This window comes from Bacillus cereus group sp. BfR-BA-01381 (assembly GCF_022663555.1).
GTDB lineage: Bacteria > Bacillota > Bacilli > Bacillales > Bacillaceae_G > Bacillus_A > Bacillus_A pacificus.
The window spans coordinates 71,433-96,649 of sequence record NZ_JAKUFR010000006.1 but is presented as its reverse complement, the minus strand read 5'-3'; the positions used below and the strand labels follow the sequence as shown (position 1 = coordinate 96,649).

The following is a 25,217-nucleotide window of genomic DNA, read 5'->3' as shown; positions in this document are numbered from 1 at the left end:
CTGCTTAACTTCAAGATAAGCTCTCTTAATACTTGATTTCTTCATATCATTAGATACTTCCCTACAGTTATTTTTTCATTTAAATTATAAATTTTTTTAATATGCATAACGATACTCCAGTATTTATTTTTGTAACTGATATCGTTACCTGCATTACTAAATATAAGCTTAAATTGATTTCCATTCATTGAAAGACTATTTCTCTTTTACTATTTCACTTCTACCGTATAATTCCCTGTTCCCCCGCTATACTGATACACATGTAAGTAATACTTTCCTGGATACGTGTAGTAACTTCCTACTAACTTATTCCCTTCTTGCTGTGCATACGTAACATAATTATTTAAATCTGCTTCCGAATAAAGAACCCAGTTCATTCCGATATTATTTTCATTCGTTACGTTAATTTGAAGGTTTTTAGCAGTATCCACATTAATTTCAAAGAAATCACTCGTATCGCCATTTCCTAAACTAGCACGTAAAATTTGATTTAGCTGCAGTTTATTTGCTGTTTGAAATGAGTTATTCGGCTCTTTTTCCACACTGTTATCTTCTTTCTTTTGAACCGTTACATTCGTTGTAGCAGTATTCGTTAATCCTTTGTCATCTGTTACTGTTAATTTCGCTGTATATGTTCCTTCTTTTGTATACACGTGAGTCGGATTTTGCTCATCACTTACTGCTCCATCGCCAAACTCCCATTTATACGAAATGATTTTCCCATCTTCATCTTTTGATCCATCGCTTTTAAACGAAATTGCTTCATTTACCTTTCCGCTATATGGACCATTTATAACCGCAACTGGCGCTTTATTCACAGCACCTTCTTCTGTATTAATACCATGGAATACAACATCATACTCAAATTGTCCTGCTGCATTCACACGATAGTTTACGAAGTATGCTGTTACTGTTTTATAGCCTGTCCATTCTTTCGCACTTAAACGTTTTAACGTATCATTCACGTTTTGTGTAATTGTCTTCCAGTCTTCATATTCTCCTTTTGCAGTAGTACCTGTGTATGTTCCTTGTAGTGTAAATGTATGAAAGAACTGTGATTTATTTTTCTTAACTGATACATTATTTAATTTTGCTTCTGCTGTAATTTCTGCCGCAATATCTGAAACTGGTTTCGGTGCGTGAGTTGCTAAATAATCATCTGATACTAACGGAACATTATATTTCTCACGGTTATCTACTAACATTTGCATATAATCTTGATATTCTTTATTTAAATTCACATCTTTACTTAAAGCAGAGCGGTATGCATCATATGCTGTTACATCATTTTTCCTAATAAGATCATGAATTTTGTCAAACATATCATATCTCTTATTGTACATGTACGATTGTAAAGCGAAGGAATAATTATAGAAATCCCACGTTCCATATTTTGCGTTTAACGTTCTCTCTGCTGTATAACGTTCTGCTGGATTTGAAGATATTCCTCCTATAATGCTCTTTCTCGGTACAACATTATCTGTTCTCGTTGCCCCTGCAAAAAACTCCGCATTCCCTTCTTCAAACCAAGATAATCTCTCATTCTCATACATCTTCCCTTGTCCCCAAAGTCCTGGCACTTCATATCTACCTTGTAAGTAATGTGTGAACTCATGTCGGAACAATTCTTCTAAACTATAAATACTTTCTTCTGGCGTACGTTCATAAGTAAAGAACGTACCTGTTCCTTCTATATAAAGACCGCCGTTATTCGTTTCATATCCGTATAATTGACGGTTAAATTGATATTCAGATGGGCTATTATAAATAACCATTGTTAATACATCATCAGGATTGCCTTTTTCTAACGGCTGGTCACTTTCAACCGTACGATGGAATTGTGCCTTCACTTCTTTTGCCGCCCAATATAGACGTTTTACTTTTTCTTCTGTCACCTTATCTCCAGCTTTTAACACAATTGCTCCATCATCGAACGTATACGTTTTCGGTAAATATTTTTTCTTACCATCTTCTCTTATTTGATCTAGATCAACCACTTTACCATTCGCATCTTTCCCGCCATAATTCGTCGCAATTTGCTCAGCAGCTACGAAATATTGCTCTCCTAAATACGGATACATTTTCATTGCGTCCGTTACAACTTGCAACCCTTTCGTTCCTGTACTATGGAACGTACCAAGTCTACCTGTATAATAAATACCATTATTAATTAACCAACCATTTTTCGCTGTCACCGTTCCAATTAAGGCAAAACGACTTAATTCATTAATATAGCTATCAATTTTTTGATACCACATTGTATCTTTCGGTGCTTTTCTCGTATCGTATAAATACGATTGAATATCGTAATCAACACCTTGCATAATATCGTAAATCGCATTTCCAGCTGATAGATTGTCTACCAATGTAGAAAAATTATCGTTATATTGTTTAAAAATCTTTGCAGCTGATGTTATCGTTTCCACATCACTCGAAGCATTTCCTATTAATTTTCCGTATGATGAGACAACTCTATTTTGTTCTAACGTACCGAGTTTGAAATTCGGGTTATTCGCAATCGTTTTTAATGCAGGTAAGCATTTATCATGATAGCTTCGATCATTTAGTTTACTTAATTCTGTATGATAAAATCCTAGATAAAACCCTGAGCGTAATACCTCTACTAAAGTCTCAATCCCTTTTGAATCATCCTTCGTATAAGCTTGTCCTTGCTGCTTCAATTTATCAATAATTGCCTGCATTCTACTATCATTTTGATAGAATGCAAGACTATCCTTATTAAACTGAAATAGCCCAGTAATTTGCTCCCAATCAATTGTTACAAGTAAATCCACTAACTGCTGATTGCTCAATTGATTTAATTCAGCAATTGTATACGTTTTCGCTGCGGTTAATTGTTTACTTTTCTTTTTTACTTCAGGCGGTCTTTGTGACAAATCAGCAAATTGTAGCCTTTTCTCAAAAGACTTATTTTCCAACACTTTTGATGAATGAGCTAATTCTTGCACTGGTAATTGTACACCAACCGGCTCCATTTTGAGCACATTCCGATATGAAACTTGCTCTCCCTTTGTACCTTCTGCCAATGCGCCCCCTTGAAAACTCCCTAACATGAAACTAGCAAAGCTTACCCCTACTAACACTTTTTTTGAATAGCCTTTCATGCTCTCCCCTACCTTACATTTTTAGTGTACCGCACCATTATTTTACTATTTTTACTTTTTATACTGTATTGAGAAAAAATAAGGTAACGTTCACACATGTATCCATACCATGCAAAATTAACACTTGACTTTATGTGCGTTTTATATCAAAAAAAGATAGATGATAGCGTAATTCCCGCTACATCTATCCTCGTTTTCAGCGCTATGATTTTAACTTTATGAATGTAACTTCCGGTAATGTTTGCATATGCTGAATAAACTCATTCTTTTCTTCTGGCGATATATTTTTCAGTTGCATCCCTACCTTATAAACAGTTTCTATACCTTGCTGTGAAGCTTCCACTTCATATGAAAGTATTGGAATGCCTTTCACTTGTAGTGTTTCTAATATTTGTTGTACTGCTTCATGTTTATTTATACACATTTGCACCGTTATATTTTGTGGAAATAAAAATTGCACCTTAAAAATACGACTTACAATCTCTAAACCAATTAAAACGAGAATCGTCGCTCCAATTCCTACTACATACATGCCAGCCCCAATTGTTAATCCAATTCCTGCTGTGGCCCATAAACCAGCTGCTGTCGTTAATCCTTTCACCGCCTGCTTTTGAATAATAATTGTCCCTGCACCTAAAAAGCCTACACCACTAACAACTTGTGCTGCAATACGGCTTGGATCAAGTGCCATATGTTCTTCATTCATAATATCTGAAAAAGCATATTTCGAAACGACCATTATTAATGCACTCCCTACCGCTACTAGGAAATGTGTTTTTAATCCCGCCTCTTTTGATCGAATTTCCCTTTCAATACCGATTATTGCCCCTAACAAACCCGCAACACCAATTCGTATAATGAAATCAAAATTTGCACTCACGAGCCCTTCCCCCTTTCATTCATTATAGATAGATAAAACAAAAATTATCACACACATCCATGTATCGATATGAAGGAATTTCACTAAAATACACTTAATACCTAGGTCGTTTTATGTTAATATTTTAAATATTAACATAAAATAAATAACTTCCAATTTTAAACATCCACTCATTTTCTTGAAAAAACAAAGGTGGATTACATGAAATGAGGTTGAGAAAGTTTGGAAAACGCTTTCATTTTTTGTTGTAATTTTTTATACATTCTACATAAATAAAGGAGCTTGCTAACAATGAACGTCTCTTTGCTTACACCTACTACCGATTTACAAGACGAATACTTAGATTTTTATAACGAATGGAAAGATAGCGGTGAAACGATGATTCCGTGGGTTATTACAAAAGACCCTTCTAACTTCCCCGCTATGGTACAAGAACTACTAGATGCCCATAACGGAATAAATCTTCCTGAATCTTGGGTACCAGATTCTACGTATTGGCTCGTTACAGATCATAATAGAATTGTAGGCGCTGTTAATATACGTCATAGTTTAACCGAACATTTATTTAACGCTGGCGGTCATATCGGTTATGGCATTCGCCCTTCTGAAAGAAGAAAAGGTTATGCTACGAAGTTATTAGAATTATCTCTAGAAAAAACGAAGGAATTAAACATCGAGAAAGTACTTGTTGTTTGTGACGAAGTGAATACAGCTTCTGAAAAAACAATTTTACATAACGGTGGACTTCGTGATGATGATTTCACTGAGGAAGATGGGAATGTAGTAAGAAGGTTTTGGATTGAGCTATGAAGAAGTCCACCAATAAACATACTCTTGTTATAGAGAAGTATAGTAGAAGTAATGAGCTACAAGTAAAACAACTATTAAAATTCTTTCCTTTCAATCCGTGTGCTACCTGGATTACGTATCAAAAAGAAATCGGAAGGTAATTATACACCTTCCGACTTCTTTTATGCTGTTTCTATTTCAAACTGTACTGTAATACCACTAGGGTCTACTACAGTAAATCCATTTAAAATCTCATTTATTCCATGTTGTTTTTCTATTAATCTTTCTTTCACTTCATCTAACGCTTCTTTATGCGGCAGTACTATCGTATACACTTTTAATCCAGTTGCATGTGCCGGTGGGTGCGGATTATTTACTCCGTTCCACGTATTTGCGCCTATATGGTGATGATATCCTCCTGCAGAAATGAATACGCAGTCATCTTCGCGTTGCTGTACTTCAAAGCCTACTGTATCTACATAAAATTCATATGACTCCTCTACATCGGCTATCCGTAAATGCACGTGTCCAACGACAGTATTAGCAGGTAATCCATCAAATTCATAATCAACAAGCGTTGCTAGTTCTTTTAAATCAAGCGGGGTACTTCCTCCTGGCCCTTCTCCCCATTGATCGCGCGGACGATCCGCATATATTTCAATACCATTTCCCTCTAAGTCATGTAAATAAAACGCTTCGCTATACGTATGATCACTCGCACTATTAAACCTTGAAATTGGTAAAATTTCATTTGAATATGTATAACGTCCCTCTTGCTCAGCTGGACTATCAATTACATTCTTATTACGAATCACACCAAATAATGCCGAAGCAAACGCCTCACGAGTCGGAACTAAAAAGGCTACATGATATATACCAGTCGTACGCGGCTCTTGCAGTAACCCGGCCTCTAACTTTTCAAGAACAAGTAACGTGTTCTTTCCACCTTTTCCAGATAAATACGCTTTATTCCCCTCTTGCTTAATTACTTCTAAACCTACAACATTCTCGTAAAAAGCAATTTGACGTTCTAAATCTAACACCTTAAATTCAACATGACCAATACGTGTTTTTGGATGAATTTGTACCATGAGTAACTTCCTCCCCAGTTTCCTTTTATTTTTATATAAGTTGATGGACAATAGCCACATTCAACGAACATACTTTAATTTTGTTTTTTTGTAGCATCAACTTTCAGCCATTTTGTTGATATTTCGCTTAATGTCCCATCTTGTTCTAATTCTTTCAATGCTTTATTTATATCTTCTAACTTTTCGCTCTTTTTAGCAAATGGAAATGCAATCTCTCCCCATTTAAGTGGACCAAATCCTACTTTCACATTATCTAAATCGGCCTTTTTAATTGTTGTTTCTACTTGCACTTTATCATTATAGTAAGCATCTACACGACCAAGTCCTACTTCATTCAATTCTGCTGTTGGATCTTCTGAGAACGTTTTAATTGTAAAAGCATTATTTTTATTTAAAGCTTTTAATTCTTGTTCCCCGGCTGTACCAAGCCCCACACCTACAGTCTTTCCTTTTAGATCTTCTATCGATTTAATTGTATTATTATCTTTCTTAACCGCGAAAACAGATCCTGAATAAACATATGGAATTGAAAAGTCATATTTCTTTTTTCTTTCCGGAGAAACCGATAATTCATTTGCAATTGTATCAATACGACCCGAGTCTAATAAACCGAATAATCCTTCAAAATCAGAAACGTTCCATTCAACTTTATATCCAGCTTTTTTAGCAGCCGCTTCAATAATTTCAGCATCAAAACCTTTTACTTTCTCACCCTCTTTAAAAATAAATGGACTACGACCTGCAGACGTCCCAACTTTCACTACTTTTTCATCTGTTTTTTTGCTCGCTGTATCTGAACCACAAGCAGATAAAAGCCCAACCGATACTGTTAATGCTAATGTTAGTAATAATGATGATTTCCTCATAATTTTTCCTCCTAAATAACGAAATGATTGCCTTCTTCTGAAGCATTCAATTGTCGTAAAAACTTTTTCGTACGCTCATTTTGTGGATTCCGAAAAATTTCTTCTGGCGTTCCCTGCTCTACAATAATGCCATCAGCCATAAATATAATACGGTCCGCTACTTCTTTCGCGAAATTCATTTCATGTGTGACAATAACCATCGTTATATGCTGCCTTGCCAAATCCTTAATGACTTGCAATACCTCGTTCACTAATTCTGGATCAAGTGCAGAAGTCGGTTCATCAAACAATAATACAGCGGGATTTAAAGCCATTGCCCTAGCAATACCTATTCTTTGTTGTTGCCCACCTGATAACATCGTTGGGTAGAAATTTTCTTTTTCAGCTAAACCTACTTGTTTTAATATTTCTTTTGCTATTCTTTTTGCTTCTTCTTCACTTTTTTTCTGCACAACTGTTAATGGCGTTGTAATATTTTGCAATGCTGTTTTATTTTTAAATAAATTATAATTTTGAAAAACCATCGCTGTTTTTTGGCGTAATTTTATTATTTCCTTTTTATAAAGCTTCTTCACATGAATCTCTAAATCTTCAATTCTAATACTTCCATCCTCTGGTTGTTCTAATAAATTTAAACATCTTAATAGTGTCGATTTACCTGAACCAGAAGGTCCAATAATGACTACCACTTCTCCTTTATTTACAGTAAGTGAGATTCCTTTTAGTACTTCATTACTTTTATAAGATTTATACAAATCACTTATCTCAATCACACATATCACCTCATCCTTGTTACAAATACGGTGCATCCAGTTTCTTTTCTAACTTTTTCTGTCCCCAGCTAATTACGATTGTAATAATCCAATATACAATTGCTACCGCTAAGTAACTTTCCATATAACGATACGATTGTGCCGCTAACATTTTCGCTTGCGCTAAAATTTCAGCCACCCCAAGTGCAAAAGATAACGAAGATTCTTTTAACAATCCAACAAAATTATTTCCAAGTGACGGTACTGCAACCCGAATAGCTTGCGGAAAGATAATCTGTCGCATAGCTTGCGCCTTTGTCATTCCAACTGATAAACAAGCATCCATTTGTCCCGATTCGACAGCATTTAATGAACCCCGAATAATTTCTGACAAATACGCTGCATTATTTAAACTGAGACCAATTAAAGTCGCTTGCATCGCTGTAAGTACTGTAAAGGTTGGGAATATTTGCGGCAATCCGAAATACAACACGAACAATTGAACTAATAAAGGTGTTCCTCTAAAGAAAGATATATATACTCTTGCAATAGAATATAGAAATTTCGTTTTGTTTTTCGTTATGATCGCCAAACCTATCCCTATAACAAAAGAAATAATCATTGAAACTACAGTAATTCCTAAAGTTATGTATACATACTTAAATAATTGCGGAAAACTTTCTAAAAAATACGTTACATCAAACTTCACTCTATCCCCCCTCTCTAAATAAAAAACTCTTCTTACACATATAAGAAGAGTTGAATGTTAATCCATTTCCCCTCATCTTCCAAACGCTTCATACGTTTGCTGGACTTAGCACAGTACTTTTATAGCCTGTTGCTGAGATTTCATCGGGCCAGTCCCTCCATCTCTCTTAATAAGAAAACTAATAAATTTTTCCATTTATTTAGTTGTTATTATGAAGAATACAGTTAATAACTAATAATGTCAATAGGAAAACTAAGAATTAAATTCGATAAAGTGAAACTTTAATCAGTGGGGGGTTCTTCATCCCCCACTGATTATTAGTTGAACCAATCGGGCTTTTATGGGCAGTTGATCCCCCATCTAACTTCTTTGTTTTCGCTGAATTTTGAGGTGGGGGGTCTTACTGCCCATTAAAGCGGGATAAATTCCCAAACATCTTGTTCCTCACATTCACCTAGTCTTGAAATGTATCACTAATACTGGATAATCTAGAAAAAGCCATTATTTCTATTGTTAATAGAAATAATGGCTTTTTCTAGATTATGATTCTTATCGCATTTTATGTACTTCAGCAACTAACTTTCCACCCTGAATGCCCATATAAAGTTTCACAGGTGCATCATTCGTGTTTTCAAATACTAAGTCTAAGTATGGATATGCAATCGTAGCATCTCTTCCTTGTGGAACATAACCTACCGTTTTAGAATGTGTCGTTCTCTCTACCATTTTCAAACCAGCTTGATCTGCTGCATTGTATAATGTTGATGATGTTTGACAAACACCACCGCCATATCCATCTACTAACTTACCATCTACAATTTCTTTTCCTAATTGATATCCTTTATCCGGTGTTGTATCACCAATTAATGCATTGAAAGAGAAACTGTCCCCTTTTGCTAATACAACTCCATTTATGCTCGCTGCTGACAAACGAATATTTTCAATACGTCCACCTGTTGAGCCACCTAAATTCGTTTCATATCTACCAATTACCGTGCCACTTCCTTGTGCATCACTTAATGTTGCAGTAGGCTTTTTCTCAACAATAGGTAACTGATATGAAGAATCCCACATACCTACGTTTAATAATTTATTTACTAATTCTTTTTCCATTAATTCATAAGAAGGTTTTCCTTCTTGCCAACTTCCATCAGGTCCTAGACGTGAAGGGACCATCTTTTTGTCAACATTTTTCCCAACTTCCCTAGCAACCTTCTCAACTGATGTTTTAAATTTCGCTTCATCTTCAAAATAACCTAGACTCGACAAATCTAGCTTTTTCACTTCCGTACCTGTACGACCATCTACTAAACTAATAGAATCCTGTACTTCTGCTTTAGCCTCTACCGTGTGGCCACCAATATCACTTACTAATGCAACATCACTTACTTTTGTACCACAGCCACTCACTACAGCTACACATAAAACCCCAACTAATATACCCTTTACTTTACGGAACAATATACTCTCCCCTTTTCCCCAATACTACTTTTATGTATTATTTCATTTTTATGTATGTTTTGTTACAATCATTTTACAATATATTTATAAATTGTTACAAGTTATTTTTTACTCTATATAAATTACTCTTTTCTTTTCCAAATGTCTATACATATTTACATAAAAGTTTGAGTTTGATAGGATTGTAACTTTTATGTAACCTCTCCCTATTATCCAGTATATACCATAAAACGAACGAAATACAAATGCAACACTCCATATTCGTATTTATAAAAAACATCCTGTGAATATAAATAGGTATTTGCCGTGCCACACTCCGCTTTTACACATACATTATGGTGAATTAACCTATTTTAAAGAAATGGAGGATGTTTTTATGTACCCCTACAATCCATACGATCCATATAACCAAACTGGTTATCAACCTCAATATGATTTACAAGCACAATACCAACAATATATAGATCCAGTAGAACAAGTTAATCCATATGATCAAACTCGACAATTCCAACTTCCAATCTCTTTTCCTGGTGCTGGAAACCGTCAATTAGAAAGACGAGTAAATGAGCTTGAACAAAGAGTACGTCAATTAGAAAACACGGTTGAGCGTCATACACGTAGATTAAACCGCTTAAACCAACGTTTACGTACAGTAGAAAACAGACTGAACATTCCATTTTCAGCATTAGAAGACGGATTTTAATTTCGAAAATAAAAAATATATGAAGGAAGGGGGCTTCCCCTTCCTTATATAAATTGACGAAAGTTTTTTCCATCTCTATACTGATAAGAGTTAATGAAATGAAACAAGGTGATAAATATGGATTTTGAAATAAATTATCTTTCCTTTTATGTTGTACAAGTAGAAGGAAAAGGTGAAGCTGTTGATAAACGCTACAAACATTTTCAAACATTAGACGCTGAAGAGTATGAAGATAGCTCCTTAAAAGAATTTTTGAATGGAGAATTATTAAAAATTTCAAAGCGAAAAGTAGAACGTCATGCGAAAACAGAACAAGCTCCGACAAAGATCGGTCGCTTTATTGTAGAAGAAGGGCACGAACTTGATTCAAACCCTCATTACAACTTATTTAATCGCATCCGCTTTGCAGAAACGAAGGAAAACTTCAAAGATATGAGCGAACCTCTCGTTTATACATATCTTGACACAAGTGCTGTGCGCGGTGGTGTATTTTTAATTGCGCAAGCAAAACTACGCAAATACTTTGATGATCCATTCGTCTTCGTTATGAAATGTGACTTCGAGCCAAAAGTCGCTTCTATTTCCGATGAATCCACACTAATTCGTAACGTTGAAATGGCCATCACAACAAAAAATATGAAATCTATCCAATATCCGTACATGCCCGAAGAAGGTATGGTCGAAGTGGGCGAGCTAAAAATTCACCAAGCATCACACGCCCGTTACTTTGAAGACTTCTTAAAATTCGTCGAATACGAACGCTCTATGCCTGAAATTATGAAAACACAAGTAATGGACATGGTATACGACCAAATTGAAGATGTATTTGAAGAAGGTACGGAAGAGCGCGAACAATTCGACCAAGCGATGGAAGTATGGGCTGCCAGTCCGAAACGCGAAATTATGGAACAATTTTCAACCGAAGAAGTAATGGAAGCTACCGCTCAAATCGTCGAGCACGCTCCTGAAGTGGAATTAAAGCTAAAAGCAGATCATATCTCTGTAAAGGCCCTGCTTGCTGATTTCGGAGATCAAATACATATCGCAAAGGTAAATGACCGATACGTACTAATGATCGAAGCTGATACACTTACATTTGAGAAAGGCTTCTCTCCAATTGAGTTTCTGAAGCCAGACGAGTTGCAAGACGTAATTGAGCGAATTGAGAATAAGCAGCAGTATTCTTATGATCCGAACGGGATTGAATAAATTCTTCTATATACCTATTTTTACGGAGCACTATTAACAAACGATCTTTTATTTAGGGCATATTTGAAAGTTATGTAAAAAACCGATTCTACTGAGAATCGGTTTTTCTGCTTTATAATAAAATATGCTTATTTTTGATCCAAGAGGACATTTGTTACAGAATCAAGTAGATTACTTCTTTATTACACAAGCGTATTTCCAATAGAAGGTCTTACTTCAATATTTCTAGTTGAACAAGTCCTTCTATACATTTTTTATGTTTTCTTTTTAGTCACTATGTATGTTGTTCAAGTGAAAATTTCACTTCACTACCTCAAATTTATTGTAATCGTAGAAAGATAATTGAAAACGATATTCTGGATGCTCTCTCACCCAATCGTAGGCTTCTTCTAAAATTTCCATTTTGTTTTGCAAGTCATTCAATTCACTACATTCATCCTTTTTTTGTTTGCACAGAGGACAAAATCCATTCACTATTTCGGCACTCATCGCCCTAATCGTTTTACTTTCTAAGTTAACTACTAAACGAAGAAGAAAAGAATGCTCTTCTTTTGTAGTCACCGTCATTTCAGCAATCCCATCATCCTCATTCCAAAAGACTCCGTTTAATTCCATCTGTACGTTGACGTCTTTAATATCTAAGTCTATCACTATCACACCTCCCTTGTATAAAACTCATCTTTTACTCTTCGATTTTAATCTTTAATACACCACGCTTTAAAGATATATTAAGCTTTTTCCAATTCTTCTTCTTTGCTATGAAAGGAAGTGTAATTACCGCTAATAGCGTGGTAAATATTATCCCAAAAACTAAAACTGTTACAATGTTAAAGATTGCTTCCATTCAACTTTACCCTCTTTCATTTCTATGGGCTCTAATTTTATGAATATATTAAAAAATTTCTTACCACACCTTAAATTTCAAAGTAGCACAACAAATCAATTCCTATTTATATGAATACTTTATTCATCCATCAATACAATGACAGTAAATTTATGTAGCTAGAAATAGAGAAGAATGTCATTTAACCTCTGCATTCTTCTCCATCTCAGCCAAATACCTAATCTGCCTTTCCGCTTTTCTAACCGCCGTACGAAAATGCTTTTTTAGAAGTTCTACTGTAGGTTCACTTATATAATATCTTTCCGTAATACTTTCCCACGTGTCACTACTTTCAAATGTACTCCAAACGAAAGGACGCTCAGTATTTTTTCTCATTTCTTTAAATACCCATTTTCGCATCTTTTTTTTCGCTTTTTCTGTTAGTTTTCCGTTCTCTACAAGTTCAAGCTCTCCATGTCTTTTGTAACGTTTATAAATATCTCTCTCGCTATATACTTTAAGAAGTATTTTGGCTGTATTCTCAGCATCTGCTAAAGCTCTATGCTGTTTTCCTTCCCATGTTAAACCGAGCTGTTCTACTGCGAATTGTAAACTTGGTGTATGCTCAAATAATTCTTCATACGCTTGGAAAACAAATTTCTGTAAATCAAATTTGCTCTCTTTTTCCATAGAGGGACATTCTACACCATGCAACGTACAATCATGAGATAGAAAGCGATAATCTTCTCTTCCCCATGAAACAAATATAGAATCCTCTCCGATAAACTGAATAAATTTCTCTATAATTTGCGGGAATTTCTCTACACTCATTAAATCTTTCTTTGTAATCCCTGTTAATTTTGTCGTATGACGAGTAAGCCTAGCGCCCGGTTTTACTAATTCCGAAAATTCTCCAATTATCTTCATTGTACTCGCTTCTATTTTTACAGCCCCAATATCAACTATCTCTGACGGATCGTCTGATTTATACGGCCTGAAATTTCTCTCTATATCAAACACAATAAAATGTGTAGCGTTTTCCAATTTATTTACCTCTTTCTACATTCCTTTTCACACACATACTTTATTTTCAGTATTTATTTATTCATACACTTTATGCATGTAATACCTCGTCTAAAAAGCAAAAATTCAATCTCATGATGCTATGTCCATAGGAGGCTATTCAATAAAAATGCAAAAAAAAAGAAGGGCAAGCCCTTCTTTTTTCCACAATTACTTCTTGTTAACGTTTGTAGCTTGAGGTCCACGGTTACCTTGTTCTACTTCGAAAGTAACTTCTTGACCTTCTTCTAAAGTTTTGAAGCCTTCGCCTTGGATAGCTGAGAAATGTACGAATACGTCTTCTCCGCCTTCAACTTCGATGAATCCGAAACCTTTTTCTGAGTTAAACCATTTTACTTTACCGTTTTGCATGAAAAAAATCCTCCTACAATGTACCTATATGTACATATTCATTTTCAACCACTTTACAAAAATAAGTCAGACATTAAAAAAACTGCAACTCTGAGGAGATTTAACATTGCTATCCTCCTCGGAAGTTACAGCTCATTTAAATCTCTATATTATTAAAAGTAAAATGGTTTAAATATAATATATCATATCAATATAATAAAAGCAAAGTTTTTTTTACTATACAACTTTTTTCTTCCATTGCATTGCTTTTGATTCACCTGATCCAGCTACAACATAGCCTTCTTTTTCATTCACGATGCGCCAGCCATGCCCTTTAACAGAGTCACATACTGTAACAATTCCTTCTTCTAGAAGTACACGACAAACAGTACTAATCCCCGCCTTATTTTGCGTTGACGTTGTATATAGCACATGCTGATCTACACTTAAGTCTAAATAGCTACTTGCTTTTTGCTCACTTTGACATGTGTGCCAATATATTTTTTCACTCTCTATACTTTCATCTATTTTACAAAAAGAAATATTACCGCTAATCCCCTTGCACGACCCACTGGCTGCTACTAAATAAGAATTGTGTAAAGTCAACGCTGAAATCATCTGATTCATTACGATTTTAATCCTCTTTAATTTACGTGTCTCCAAATTAAAGAGCCAAACACCACCATATTTAGCATGTATTTTCGTACCAATAAATAAGTAATGTTTATATAAAAACAACGATCGAATAGATGGTGCCCCGCCACCATACTCAAGAAATGGATGAATGGTTTCCCATGTCGAACCAAAATCATTTGAATGATACAACGTTTTATCTCCATGAGCAATGACAGTTCCTTGTACATTACTACACACATTCCAACTCGTTGCCTTTGTTGGAAAACGTTGAACCGTCCAATTCTCCCCACCATTCATACTACGAATAAAAATTCCTTCGTCACCTACACCATACACTACATTTTCTTCGCTATGTAAATCCCTAATTCGTTTTTGAAAACCATGTAAAATTTGTTTCCATTCTCCGTCTTGTTCAATAAATAAACCATTATATGTAGTAGCTAACATAAGCTTTCCATCTCTTAACTTTGTAATAGCGGTCGCACTTAACATTGTCTCCACGTTGACACTCCCATTCTTAGAACTTCTCAGCAAATGCAATTGCAAAATTACTGCATTTTTCCACATCCTCTTCATCTTCTGGAGCTAGTTCGATTTTCAATCCTTCTTGTACAAGCTCTGCACCGCGCTCTACAAGTCTTTCTTCAAATATCGTTACCGCCTCACAAAATAGTTCATACGCCGTATCACCTGATCCGAATACCGCTGCTTTCTTCCCTGATAAATCTATATTTTCTAAGTCATCATGGAAATCTTCCGCTTCAAATGGTAATTCCCCATCTCCCCACGTATAAGACCCTAAAATGATTCCATCATAAGCTAATAATTCTTCAGCATCCATGCCTTCCATTTCTTGCAATACTACTTCATGATCAAAGGCATCTAAACTAACTTTAATTAAATCAGCAATACTCTCTGTATTTCCTGACATACTCGCATAAGCTATTAAAATTTTCGCCACTTCGGCATCCCCCTCTTACAATAAATGATTCTCATTCTCATTATATTAATAATGATAATCAATTTCAATTATATTTTTTATTTTTATTTCTTCCATATAAAAAAGCACAGATGACTATACAATCATCTGTGCTTTTTTATTACTTTTTAAAAATACCAAACGGCTTTCCAACTGGTAAAACAACTTTTCCGAAGTGTGTATTTAACACTGCTGCTGCTGAACCATAGAAAGATAATAATGAAATAAGAATTTCAGAATATGCTGCTAAATTATGCATTGCATGCGGCATAACACCTAAAGTACTTAATGAAAGACCAATAAATAAGAAATCAATAAGGACGAAAATCATAAATAATACTTTATGTGTTTCCATTGCACCAATTGTCATAAAGATTGTGAAAATCAAATATCCGATAAAGGCTACACCAAGCTGTTTTGAATCTGCAGCTTGTGCTAATTTTTCGCCAAATACTCCAAGTTGAATTAACCAAGTCATTCCAACGCCTAGCCAAAATAGGCCATACGCACCAAATGCTGTTGTACCGAATGTATTGTTATGCTTTGCATCGTGAATGCACGCAAAGATTTGTGCAAATCCTCCTAAAAAGATTGCCCACGGTAATACGAGTGAAACGCCATCTGTTAAGCCTAACTTTTGAGATGATGCTACAAGTGTTACCATCGCTAATCCAAATAGACCAATTCCAGATGGATCTGCTGTTGTCATTTTCACATGATGTGTAGTTGTTTGATTGCTCATATAAACCTCCTGATTATAAACATACTCGAATACAATACTTAAATCAGAAGACTATGTCAATGGTTTTTTTTGTATGTTGTCAGACCTTACTTTTTATAATGATTGAATATACTTCCGACCACTTCATACGGTTTTATATTCACTTTTTCCAACTCATATATCGGCAACCATAACGGAATATAAATCCCTCTATCTTTCAGTTCGAATTCTTCAGCTTTACCACTTCCAAAAACTCCACCTATAATATCGGCATTAAAATAATACTCCGTACCCTTATACTCCACCTTTGCAATTAAATGCTCCACTTTTATATGTACCCCTAATTCTTCAAAAATTTCTCGCCTTGTTGCTTCTTCAGGTGTTTCTCCTTCTTCGATTCCTCCGCCTGGAAAAACATAGTACGTTTCATCTTCTCGAATACGTTTTATAAGAGCTATTTTTCCTTCCTGCACAATGATAGCCGCGCCGCGATTTCTTATCATTTTATTACCTTAATACCGATCGCAACTGTTCCCCACTTTTTTTCTTGTTCTTTCGTATATATTTTGTATGTACTTTCTAACATTTCCCCTAAACTATCATTTTCACAATCCAATAATTTTTTATCAATTTGTTCGTACATTTCTTGAAAGTTTTCGTATCGTTTTATTTCCGTTACTTTGACAGTAATCGTTTCCTCTGTCGTAAGGTTCGTAAATACAATATGATCGCCTTGTTTTATGAGTTGACGTTTTTTATCGTATAAGCGCACTTCATACACTTTTTTTCCTAATTGAATTGACTGAAAAGGTTTATTATATAATCCCATTTCATATCTCATACATTCCACTCCCACTTATTCATTTTACCTATTAACACTGGTCACCTTACTACACCTTGCATATAATATTCCACGCTTATTTCTTGATTGAGAAAGAAGGTTGAAGAATCATGTTATATTTAAATCAAAAACCTGAATATAGTAAGTATGATATCGGTGATTATACTTATAGTAAAGTAGGTCCAACTATTTTTTCTTGGAATGATGAAACGAAATTAAAAATAGGTAAGTTTTGTTCATTAGGAGAAGACGTTGTTTTCATACTTGGCGGAGAACATCGCGCGGACTGGATAACGACTTATCCATTTAACGCTCTTTTCAGCGAAGGAGCCCATATTACTGGTCATCCCTCTTCAAAAGGTGATATCGTAGTCGGTAATGATGTATGGATTGGTTATCAATCCTGCATTTTATCTGGTGTTACAATTGGTAACGGTGCCATTATTGGCGCAAAGAGTGTTGTTACAAAGGATGTACCGCCATATGCAATTGTAGCTGGTAATCCTGCAAAATTTGTTCGATATCGTTTCCCGCAAGAAACAATTAACAAACTAGAAAATCTCGCATGGTGGGACTGGGATATTTCTGTTATAAAAGGAGCTATTCCATTTCTACTCTCCGACAAAATCGATGAATTTTTCATCTCGCCCGAAAAAGAATCTACATGATTCATACAGAAAGAGCATCCTTCTCTTACAGGATGCTCTTTCTGCATTTATTTTTTCTTTATTTGCAAGTGATCACACAGAGAACATTGAAAAGGAATTTTCCCTAAACAATTAAGATTCGTTTCGCAAATTTGTTCTATCGTTGGAACGAACGGAATGACGACCATATTACTTTCTACTATTTGTGTAACAGGTGGCAATACTGTACCTACTTGATGTTCGAAACGAATACTCGCTTGATTAATATAATTTCCTGAACCACTTGGTGCGCTCTGCACTACTACTTGGAACGAAACGGTTCGCGCTTGACCAGGATTTAAACTTCCTATAAGAAATCCTGATACTGGGTTTACATTTGGCACTGACGTATTATCAACCGTTACAGTTCCAAGAACAAATTGAACACTACTATCTAACATATCTTGAAAACGAATGTTTTGTATTGCTGTATCCCCCGTATTTGTAATAACTGTCGTAAACGTAATAACATCTCCAATCGTTGCTGCCTGTAAATCTGCTGTTTTTACGACTGTCGTTGAGACATTTTGAGAAATAAACGGGATAACAACTGTATTGCTATCACCTTCAACTAATACTGGCGGCTCATTCGGGTTTACAATTGCAAACCCATTTGCTATAGCAGTATTTGTAACTAAATTATTTATTTGTCCTCCTGTTATTACAACTTGGAAATTAATAATTGCCGCATCATTTGGCTGAAAATCACCTAACGGGATACCAGTATTCGGATTGGCAAATGGGAAAGGTACATCATTTACCGTTACCGTGCCATTTATAAATAACGTATTCGGATCAATGATATCTGTTAAAATAATATTCGTCACAGGAACTGTACTGTCATTTATAACGGCGATTCCGTAAGTGATAACATCTCCTACCATCGCTACTTCAAAGTTTGCTCCTTTTGCAACAAATAAGATTGCAGTATTTACCGTTACTATAACTGTATTGCTCGTGTCCATCACTGTAACTGGCGGCTCTCCTGGTACTAAAATATATTCTGCCAACGCCCCTGCAACGTTCACTACTGTACCACCATCTGGAAAACTTGTAATCGTAGCTTTATATGTTACAAGTGCGGTCTCACCAACTGGAATATCAGGTATCATAAATCCGAGCTGCGGATTTAACCCCGGCTGTGAAACTCCATTTATCGTTACACTATTTGCTACAAAATCGGCTTCTGGAGATAGCACATCTATAAATTGAACATTCATTGCATCAGCAGTACCAGTATTTAATATACGAACCGTATACGTTACCGTTTCTCCTACTCCAACAACTGAATGATCTACTTCTTTTAGCATATCTAAGCTGCCTCTATTTACTGGCGTAACCGTCGTATTACTTGAATTCGTAATTGTAAACGGAGGTTCTCCTGGAATCAATTCGAAATCACCCGTTACTCTCGCTGTATTCATAATGCTACTAGAAGGCGGAACCGCAATTACATTTACTTCAAATGTAATTAATACACTATCCCCTACTGCAAGATTCGGTAATGAAAAGCCTACAAATGGATCTAAGCCTACTTGCGGAATTCCATTTATTTGTACACTTCCAGGAACGAATTCTAAACTAGGTGATGGGACGTCAACAAACTGAACATTCGTCGCTGTTACCGTTCCCGTATTTGTAACTTGCACACTATACGTTAACGTATCTCCTACTCGCGTTGCTTGTTTATTTACTGTTTTTATTACATTGAAGCGCCCTCTATTCACCCTCGTTATTGTCGTATTACTTGGCTGATTTACTATAACTGGTGGCTCTCCTGGCACTAAAGTAAAGCTTCCTGTTATATTTGCAACGTTCGTAATTGTTCCTGATGACGGTATGCTTGTAACTGTCGCTTGAAACGTCACTATAACTGTTTCACCAACTGAGATATCTCCAACTCCAAATCCAGTAATCGGATTTAAGTTTGGTTGCGGGGCTCCATTTATCGTTACACTATTTGCTACAAATGACGCACCTGTTGAAATGGTATCAATAAACTGAACATTGTTAGCTGTTACTGTTCCTGTATTCGTTATTTGTACTGTATACGTCAATATATCTCCCACTAGAGTAGCGGCTCTATTTACTTGTTTAATAACATTAAAGCGTCCTCTATTTACAGTTGTGAGTGTTGTATTACTTGGCTGATTTACTATAACTGGTGGTTCTCCTGGTACTAAAATAAAGCTTCCAGTAACATTTGCCGTATTGGCAATTGTTCCGTTTGACGGAACGCTAACAACTGTTACTTGGAATGTGACTTCTACACTTTCACCTGGATTTATATCTGGAAGCGTGAACCCATTATTCGGATTGAACCCAGGTTGTAACACACCGTTTATCGTTACACTGTTCTGTACGAATGTTATAGAGGAAGGTAATACATCACTATATTGAACATTCGTTGCTATCACGGTTCCCGTATTTTGAACTACTGTTGTATATGTGATTGTATCGCCTACCGCAACAACCGGCTGACTTACTGATTTTAATACATTTAAACCAGGCTCATTGATTTCTGTTAATGTCGTGTTACTCGTCGTTGTCTCAGTAATAGGCGGCTCTGTCTCACTTACAGCAAATGTAGCCGTAACGTCCACAAAGTTAACAACTGTTCCACCTTGAGGTATGCTCGTTACCATCTCTCGGTATGTGACAAGTACAGAATCACCTACAGGTATATCTGGAACTGTAAAGCCTATGAATGGGTCTAGTCCAGGTTCTGGTATTCCATTTATACTCACACTTCCTGGAACAAATGCTACACCACTCGTACTAGAATCAAGAAATTGAACATTCGTTGCCGGTACTGTTCCAAAGTTAGAAATTAGTACATCATAGGTTAATATTTCTCCAACCGTCGCTGCCTCTTTATCTACTATTTTCACTGGAGAAATTGAAGCTATATTAATTGTCGTAACGACTAAATTCGTTAATATCGTTTGCGTAATCGGTGGCTCCTGCGGATTTGGTTGTGAAGTAAACGTAACGTCAGCATCATTTAATATGACTTCATTATCTGGAATTTCCGTAATGGTCACTTGGAACGTTACAGAAATACTCGCACCAGTATTTAATAACGGAGTAACTGTAAAGCCTATTTCTGGATTTAATCCAGGTTGCTGTATTCCACCTATCGTTACACTGTTGTCAACAAACGTCGTCCCTTCTGGAATGACATCCTGGAAGAGTACGTCTGTAACAGGGATAATTCCTACATTCGTTATTAACACTGTATACGTTAATACATCTCCAACAGCTCCAGCGGCAACATTTACTGTTTTTGTTGCTGTCACTTCGCCAGGAGGAGGTAATGGTATTGTAACTACCGTTGTATTACTTGAATTCGTTGTTGTTACAGGTGGTTGTAAAGGATTTAATAAGAAAGTGGCTGTAGCAGATGCTGTATTTAATACTGCTCCGCGTGTAGACGGTGCAACTACCGTAACTTGGAACGTTACTGTCAATGATGTTCCAGCTGCAATATTAGGAAGCAGGAAACCTACATTTGGGTCAAATCCAGGTTGTGGCGTTCCATTTATCGTCACACTATTTGCTACAAATGTTGTTTCTAGAGCAATTGGATCAATGAAAGAGACATTCGTTGCTGTTACTGTGCCGTTATTTCGAATGACAACAGAATACGTGTAAGTTTCTCCAAGTGCTGCTTGTTGTACAGATGAAGATTTTTGTATATTTAACTGTGCTGTATTTACTTGTGTCACTACAAAATTACTAGTTGTAGTAGTTGTTATAGGAGGACCTGCTGGATTAATAAGGAAACTTGCGGTAACGTTTGATTGGTTTCTTATATTTCCACCACTCGGAACACTTGTCACTGTCACTTGGAACGTAATTGTAGCAGTTTGCCCCACCGGAATATTGGTAACAGGAAAACCCGCTATAGGATTCGCACCTTGCTGAACGACTCCATTGATCGTTACACTATTCGCTACAAATGTAGCTCCAGATGGGATTGGATCTTGAAAAATAATATTCGTTGCAGGAACAGTTCCTGTATTTTGAATAAGAATCGTATACGTTAACGTATCTCCTACTCCCGCTTGTGTTGTATTTACACTCTTCATTACATTAAGCGATCCCACATTCACTCGCGTCACAACAATATTACTAATCGTTACAATTGTAATTGGTGGCTGGAGAGGACTGACTTGGAAATCCGCAGTTACATTCGCATTATTCGGAAGAACTCTATTTGGTGGTTCACTTGTGATTGTCACTTGAAAAGTAACTGTTACTGTCCCTCCTACCGGAATATTAGCAAGCGGAAATCCAGAGGTCGGATCTAAACCCGATTGCGGGGCTCCGTTTATTGTTACACTATTCGCTACAAAAGTGGTTCCAACTGGAATCGGATCAAGGAATGATACATTTGTCGCTGCTACTGTTCCACTATTTTGTATACGAACTGTATACGTTAACGTATCTCCTACACCAGCTTCAGTAGCACTTACACTTTTCATTACATTTAATCCTGAAGAATTCACGACCGTCATAACAGTATTACTTGGTACTGTTACAGTAATTGGTGGCTCTGTTGGATTCAGAAGGAAATCTCCAGTGACATTCGCATTATTTACAACATTATTTCCTTGGGGAATTTCATCAATTAATACTTCAAACGTAACAATTACATTCGCGCCAGTAGGCAAATCATTTAACGGGAATCCAAGTTCTGGATCTGCACCTTCTTGTAAAATACCATTAACAAATACACTGTTTTCAATAAATAATGTTCCTTGTGGAATTGAATCTTGGAATAACACATTTGTAGCTGGTACACTACCTGCATTTATAATTTCGATTGTATATACTAAAATATCGCCTACGGTTGCCACATCCGTATTCACTGCTTTCACAACTTCAAAATTCCCTGATTGTACAGTTGTATTCACTAGGTTACTCGGAATAGTAATCGTAACTGGTGGTTCACTCGGATTCACTTGAAAACTTGCTGTGACATTCGCGCGGTTTAAAATATCTTCATCTCCTGGATCCTGTACAATTACTACTTCAAATGTGACTACAACCGTTTGAGCCGCAGGAATATTTGGAAGAGAAAATCCTGTATTCGGATTCAATCCACTTTGTGGTACTCCATTAATTGTTACAGAATTTGCAACGAAAGAAACAGCGGAAGAAATAGTGTCTTGGAATAACACATTTGTTAGGGGAACGTTTCCTGTATTTTGAACGGCAATCGTATATGTTAAAGTATCTCCTACTGCTGCTTGCGTTGTATTCACTTCTTTTATTACATTTAAACCGCCTGTATTAATTTGTGTTACCACTGTATTCGTCATTCTATTAATTGTAACTGGTGGCTGATTCGGATTAACAACAAAATCAGCAGATATACTCCCCCGATTCGCAATCGTACCTCCCGATGGTGTAGATGTAACTCGCACTTGAAATGTAACAGTCCTACTTCCGCCAGGAGATATATTAGCTACTGTAAACCCAGTCGCTGGATTTGCCCCAGGTTGTGAAACCCCGTCCACAGTCACACTATTTGCGATAAAAGTCGTTCCAACTGGAATCGGATCTTGAAAAATAACATTTGTCGCAAGTACATTTCCGATATTCTCAATAGTAATAGTGTACGTAAGAACGTCATTCACTGTCGCAAAAGCTCTATCTACTGTTTTTCTCGTTCTTATATCAGCTATATTAATAGTAGTCACTACAGTATTACTTGTCGCTTGCCCTGAAACTGGTTGTTGACCAGGCACTGGGGTAAAGGTAAAGGTTGCACTCGCACGGTTCGGAATTGGATTGACAAGAGGATTAGATGTTACTCGAACTTGAAAGCGCACTACAGTCGTTTGTGAAGCATTAATACTTCCTAGATTAATACTACTTGCTGGATTCGCTCCTGGACGCGCTACTCCATTCACTGTAACACTATTTGGAACAAATGTTGTGCCAGCCGGGATGCTATCAACAAAAATCACATTGTTTGCAGCAACATTTCCATTATTTGTGACATTAACTGTGTACGTTAATACATCATTAAGTGTCGCAGTCTGTAGATCTACAGATTTTTGCATACTTATAGTTGCTTGGTTCACTGTCGTTTGTACAGTATTTGAAGAAGACATACTAGTAATAAGTGGACTACCGACGAAAGGACGGAATTGATACGATACCATTGCACGATTTAAAATAGGATTTGGATTCGGGAATGATGTTATTCGAACTTGAAATGTAACGATTCTTTGAGCATTATTTGGTATCGTTCCTAAATTAATTCCACTAGTTGGATTTGCACTTGGTTGTGTTACTCCACCTACCGTTACACTACCAGCTATAAATGTTGTGCCGTTCGGAATACTATCTTGTAATACAACGTTGTCCGCACTTCCTGTTCCTGTATTCGGAACTGTAATCGTATAAGTGAGAATATCCCCTATACCTGCAACTGCTTTATCAACAGATTTGGCAGGATTTATAATCGGCCCCGTCGCATCAATTTGAACACCAAAACCAGCCGCTGCATAACCATCACCATTTGTAACGAACCGAACGGTTGCTGACGTTTGATTATTTACTAATGATGATGAAGCATCTACGTTTGTAATATCCCATCCTTGTCTTCGAACAGCCAAAGCTACCCCTAACGGCTGGTTTAAATCTCCAAATGTACCGCTCGTATCTAAATTTCCGCTGTCATTACAAATTTGAGACTGGAAGAAATTATTTGCAGGGTTTCTCGGCCCGAATAATGCAACTGTAGCATTTGGGTTTGGTCCAAAGCGAAGTTGATCTCCAGAAATGTTGGAATCTCCCTCTTGAGCAGTTACAAGTACCCTTCCTGTTACAGCTCCTGTAGCTGGCGTAGCAAATCCTGAAATAGTAGCATCAACTGGTGGTGATGAAGCATCAATAATTTCTTGACCTGCATATACTGACAAATTTCGAAGTGGTAAACTTGCATTTTGATACACAACCTCAAGCGTCCATCCCGCTGAACGGCTAATTGTTGGGTCAGCTGAAGTTCTTGCAGCTGGCACAGCACCCGTTGTATACGTGCCTGCCCCACCTGCACTAACAAGATTCGTTACATTGGCAGAGCGAGCATAATAAAACTGGTTTCCTACTGAACCTTGCTGCGCAGTAGCAGGATCTGGCGTAACAGAAAACGTTCCTGCTGGCGTTGTAAATGTAATGTTATCATTTAAAAATGGTAAAACATCTTCCGTATCAGTCCGGAAAGTACCAGCCCAAACTAATTCTGCATATAACACACTGCTTCCCGCTGGAAGATTTAAAATTGCACTTGAAGAATTCAATTGCCACTCATCTGTTGTCCCTGCTGGGAATCCTGGTACTTGCAGCGCTGTATTTACTGTCGTAAACACAGCAAGTGTACCAAAAATATTACCTGGTGCAGGTGATGTAGGGCTAAGTCCCAGCGTATTCCCAGTAAACGTGACGGCACCAGGTACTGTTGTCGTAAAACGATTTATAAAAGGCACACAATCATCTCATTTCAATTATAGTAAAAAG

Annotated in this window: 21 protein-coding genes and 1 riboswitch; of the genes, 4 read left to right on the top strand and 17 right to left on the bottom strand. The window is 36.5% G+C overall.

What is annotated here, in order from left to right; genetic code table 11:
* Positions 1–209: 209 nt before the first annotated feature.
* Positions 210–3,125, bottom strand: a complete 2,916-nt coding sequence (gene colA / locus MR079_RS03720; protein ID WP_242293547.1) for a collagenase ColA — start codon at positions 3,123–3,125, stop codon at positions 210–212.
* Between the two features lie 202 nt (positions 3,126–3,327).
* The gene (locus tag MR079_RS03715; RefSeq protein ID WP_001275622.1) at positions 3,328–4,005 is read right to left on the bottom strand and encodes an MgtC/SapB family protein; all 678 of its coding nucleotides are present in this window, start codon (positions 4,003–4,005) and stop codon (positions 3,328–3,330) included.
* 291 nt (positions 4,006–4,296) lie between these two features.
* On the opposite strand from MR079_RS03715, the gene MR079_RS03710 reads away from it, so the two are divergent.
* Positions 4,297–4,815 carry a GNAT family N-acetyltransferase gene (locus MR079_RS03710; protein WP_001103108.1) on the top strand — a complete coding sequence of 173 codons (519 nt, stop codon included), beginning with the start codon at positions 4,297–4,299 and terminating at the stop codon, positions 4,813–4,815.
* A 161-nt stretch (positions 4,816–4,976) separates the two neighbouring features.
* On the opposite strand, the gene MR079_RS03705 is transcribed toward MR079_RS03710, so the two are convergent.
* The 5 genes from MR079_RS03705 to MR079_RS03685 form a co-directional block, all read right to left on the bottom strand.
* On the bottom strand, positions 4,977–5,885 hold the full coding sequence (locus MR079_RS03705) for a VOC family protein (protein ID WP_242293546.1): 909 nt from the start codon (positions 5,883–5,885) through the stop codon (positions 4,977–4,979).
* A 74-nt stretch (positions 5,886–5,959) separates the two neighbouring features.
* A complete protein-coding gene (locus MR079_RS03700; RefSeq protein ID WP_242293545.1) occupies positions 5,960–6,751 on the bottom strand; it encodes an amino acid ABC transporter substrate-binding protein in 792 nt (263 codons plus the stop codon).
* A gap of 11 nt (positions 6,752–6,762) precedes the next feature.
* The gene (locus MR079_RS03695; protein ID WP_000570172.1) at positions 6,763–7,524 is read right to left on the bottom strand and encodes an amino acid ABC transporter ATP-binding protein; all 762 of its coding nucleotides are present in this window, start codon (positions 7,522–7,524) and stop codon (positions 6,763–6,765) included.
* Positions 7,525–7,543: 19 nt separating this feature from the next.
* On the bottom strand, positions 7,544–8,212 hold the full coding sequence (locus MR079_RS03690; RefSeq protein WP_000667175.1) for an amino acid ABC transporter permease: 669 nt from the start codon (positions 8,210–8,212) through the stop codon (positions 7,544–7,546).
* 69 nt (positions 8,213–8,281) lie between these two features.
* Positions 8,282–8,388, bottom strand: a riboswitch (SAM riboswitch).
* A 373-nt stretch (positions 8,389–8,761) separates the two neighbouring features.
* Positions 8,762–9,673 (bottom strand): VanW family protein, encoded by a 912-nt coding sequence (locus MR079_RS03685; protein ID WP_139866274.1) that lies wholly within the window; start codon positions 9,671–9,673, stop codon positions 8,762–8,764.
* Between the two features lie 361 nt (positions 9,674–10,034).
* Between MR079_RS03685 and MR079_RS03680 the strand changes: the two genes are divergently transcribed.
* Entirely contained in the window at positions 10,035–10,376 is a 342-nt protein-coding gene (locus MR079_RS03680) for a hypothetical protein (RefSeq protein ID WP_001997954.1), read from the top strand.
* 117 nt (positions 10,377–10,493) lie between these two features.
* A complete protein-coding gene (locus MR079_RS03675; RefSeq protein ID WP_000345047.1) occupies positions 10,494–11,585 on the top strand; it encodes a DUF3900 domain-containing protein in 1,092 nt (363 codons plus the stop codon).
* 300 nt (positions 11,586–11,885) lie between these two features.
* Here MR079_RS03675 and MR079_RS03670 read toward each other — a convergent pair whose 3' ends face one another.
* The 9 genes from MR079_RS03670 to MR079_RS03630 form a co-directional block, all read right to left on the bottom strand.
* Complete coding sequence (locus MR079_RS03670) at positions 11,886–12,236, bottom strand: hypothetical protein (RefSeq protein ID WP_242293544.1); 351 nt, start codon at positions 12,234–12,236, stop codon at positions 11,886–11,888.
* A 31-nt stretch (positions 12,237–12,267) separates the two neighbouring features.
* A complete protein-coding gene (locus MR079_RS03665; protein ID WP_000387289.1) occupies positions 12,268–12,429 on the bottom strand; it encodes a hypothetical protein in 162 nt (53 codons plus the stop codon).
* Positions 12,430–12,606: 177 nt separating this feature from the next.
* On the bottom strand, positions 12,607–13,452 hold the full coding sequence (locus MR079_RS03660) for an exonuclease (protein ID WP_139866276.1): 846 nt from the start codon (positions 13,450–13,452) through the stop codon (positions 12,607–12,609).
* Positions 13,453–13,641: 189 nt separating this feature from the next.
* Entirely contained in the window at positions 13,642–13,842 is a 201-nt protein-coding gene (cspB, locus tag MR079_RS03655; RefSeq protein ID WP_001179150.1) for a cold shock-like protein CspB, read from the bottom strand.
* A gap of 216 nt (positions 13,843–14,058) precedes the next feature.
* Positions 14,059–14,958 (bottom strand): WD40/YVTN/BNR-like repeat-containing protein, encoded by a 900-nt coding sequence (locus MR079_RS03650; RefSeq protein ID WP_242293543.1) that lies wholly within the window; start codon positions 14,956–14,958, stop codon positions 14,059–14,061.
* A gap of 16 nt (positions 14,959–14,974) precedes the next feature.
* Positions 14,975–15,418 (bottom strand): flavodoxin, encoded by a 444-nt coding sequence (locus MR079_RS03645; protein ID WP_001062754.1) that lies wholly within the window; start codon positions 15,416–15,418, stop codon positions 14,975–14,977.
* 139 nt (positions 15,419–15,557) lie between these two features.
* Positions 15,558–16,178 (bottom strand): acetate uptake transporter, encoded by a 621-nt coding sequence (locus tag MR079_RS03640; protein WP_000070935.1) that lies wholly within the window; start codon positions 16,176–16,178, stop codon positions 15,558–15,560.
* A gap of 86 nt (positions 16,179–16,264) precedes the next feature.
* Entirely contained in the window at positions 16,265–16,660 is a 396-nt protein-coding gene (locus MR079_RS03635; RefSeq protein WP_139866278.1) for an NUDIX hydrolase, read from the bottom strand.
* Positions 16,657–16,998, bottom strand: a complete 342-nt coding sequence (locus MR079_RS03630; protein WP_242293542.1) for an ASCH domain-containing protein — start codon at positions 16,996–16,998, stop codon at positions 16,657–16,659. The genes MR079_RS03635 and MR079_RS03630 overlap by 4 nt, the downstream gene beginning before the upstream one ends.
* Positions 16,999–17,108: 110 nt before the next feature.
* Between MR079_RS03630 and MR079_RS03625 the strand changes: the two genes are divergently transcribed.
* The gene (locus MR079_RS03625) at positions 17,109–17,666 is read left to right on the top strand and encodes a CatB-related O-acetyltransferase (RefSeq protein WP_139866280.1); all 558 of its coding nucleotides are present in this window, start codon (positions 17,109–17,111) and stop codon (positions 17,664–17,666) included.
* A gap of 47 nt (positions 17,667–17,713) precedes the next feature.
* Here the strand turns inward: MR079_RS03625 and MR079_RS03620 are convergent, their stop codons facing one another.
* Entirely contained in the window at positions 17,714–25,186 is a 7,473-nt protein-coding gene (locus MR079_RS03620; protein WP_242293541.1) for a DUF7507 domain-containing protein, read from the bottom strand.
* Positions 25,187–25,217 lie beyond the last annotated feature (31 nt).

What these genes read in the sequence shown, in the direction of transcription:
- colA (WP_242293547.1), bottom strand. Translation starts at nt 3,125, where the DNA reads ATGAAAGGCTATTCAAAAAAAGTGTTAGTAGGGGTAAGCTTTGCTAGT.
- MR079_RS03710 (WP_001103108.1), top strand. Translation starts at nt 4,297, where the DNA reads ATGAACGTCTCTTTGCTTACACCTACTACCGATTTACAAGACGAATAC.
- MR079_RS03705 (WP_242293546.1), bottom strand. Translation starts at nt 5,885, where the DNA reads ATGGTACAAATTCATCCAAAAACACGTATTGGTCATGTTGAATTTAAG.
- MR079_RS03700 (WP_242293545.1), bottom strand. Translation starts at nt 6,751, where the DNA reads ATGAGGAAATCATCATTATTACTAACATTAGCATTAACAGTATCGGTT.
- MR079_RS03680 (WP_001997954.1), top strand. Translation starts at nt 10,035, where the DNA reads ATGGAGGATGTTTTTATGTACCCCTACAATCCATACGATCCATATAAC.
- MR079_RS03675 (WP_000345047.1), top strand. Translation starts at nt 10,494, where the DNA reads ATGGATTTTGAAATAAATTATCTTTCCTTTTATGTTGTACAAGTAGAA.
- MR079_RS03665 (WP_000387289.1), bottom strand. Translation starts at nt 12,429, where the DNA reads ATGGAAGCAATCTTTAACATTGTAACAGTTTTAGTTTTTGGGATAATA.
- cspB (WP_001179150.1), bottom strand. Translation starts at nt 13,842, where the DNA reads ATGCAAAACGGTAAAGTAAAATGGTTTAACTCAGAAAAAGGTTTCGGA.
- MR079_RS03640 (WP_000070935.1), bottom strand. Translation starts at nt 16,178, where the DNA reads ATGAGCAATCAAACAACTACACATCATGTGAAAATGACAACAGCAGAT.
- MR079_RS03635 (WP_139866278.1), bottom strand. Translation starts at nt 16,660, where the DNA reads ATGATAAGAAATCGCGGCGCGGCTATCATTGTGCAGGAAGGAAAAATA.
- MR079_RS03630 (WP_242293542.1), bottom strand. Translation starts at nt 16,998, where the DNA reads ATGAGATATGAAATGGGATTATATAATAAACCTTTTCAGTCAATTCAA.
- MR079_RS03625 (WP_139866280.1), top strand. Translation starts at nt 17,109, where the DNA reads ATGTTATATTTAAATCAAAAACCTGAATATAGTAAGTATGATATCGGT.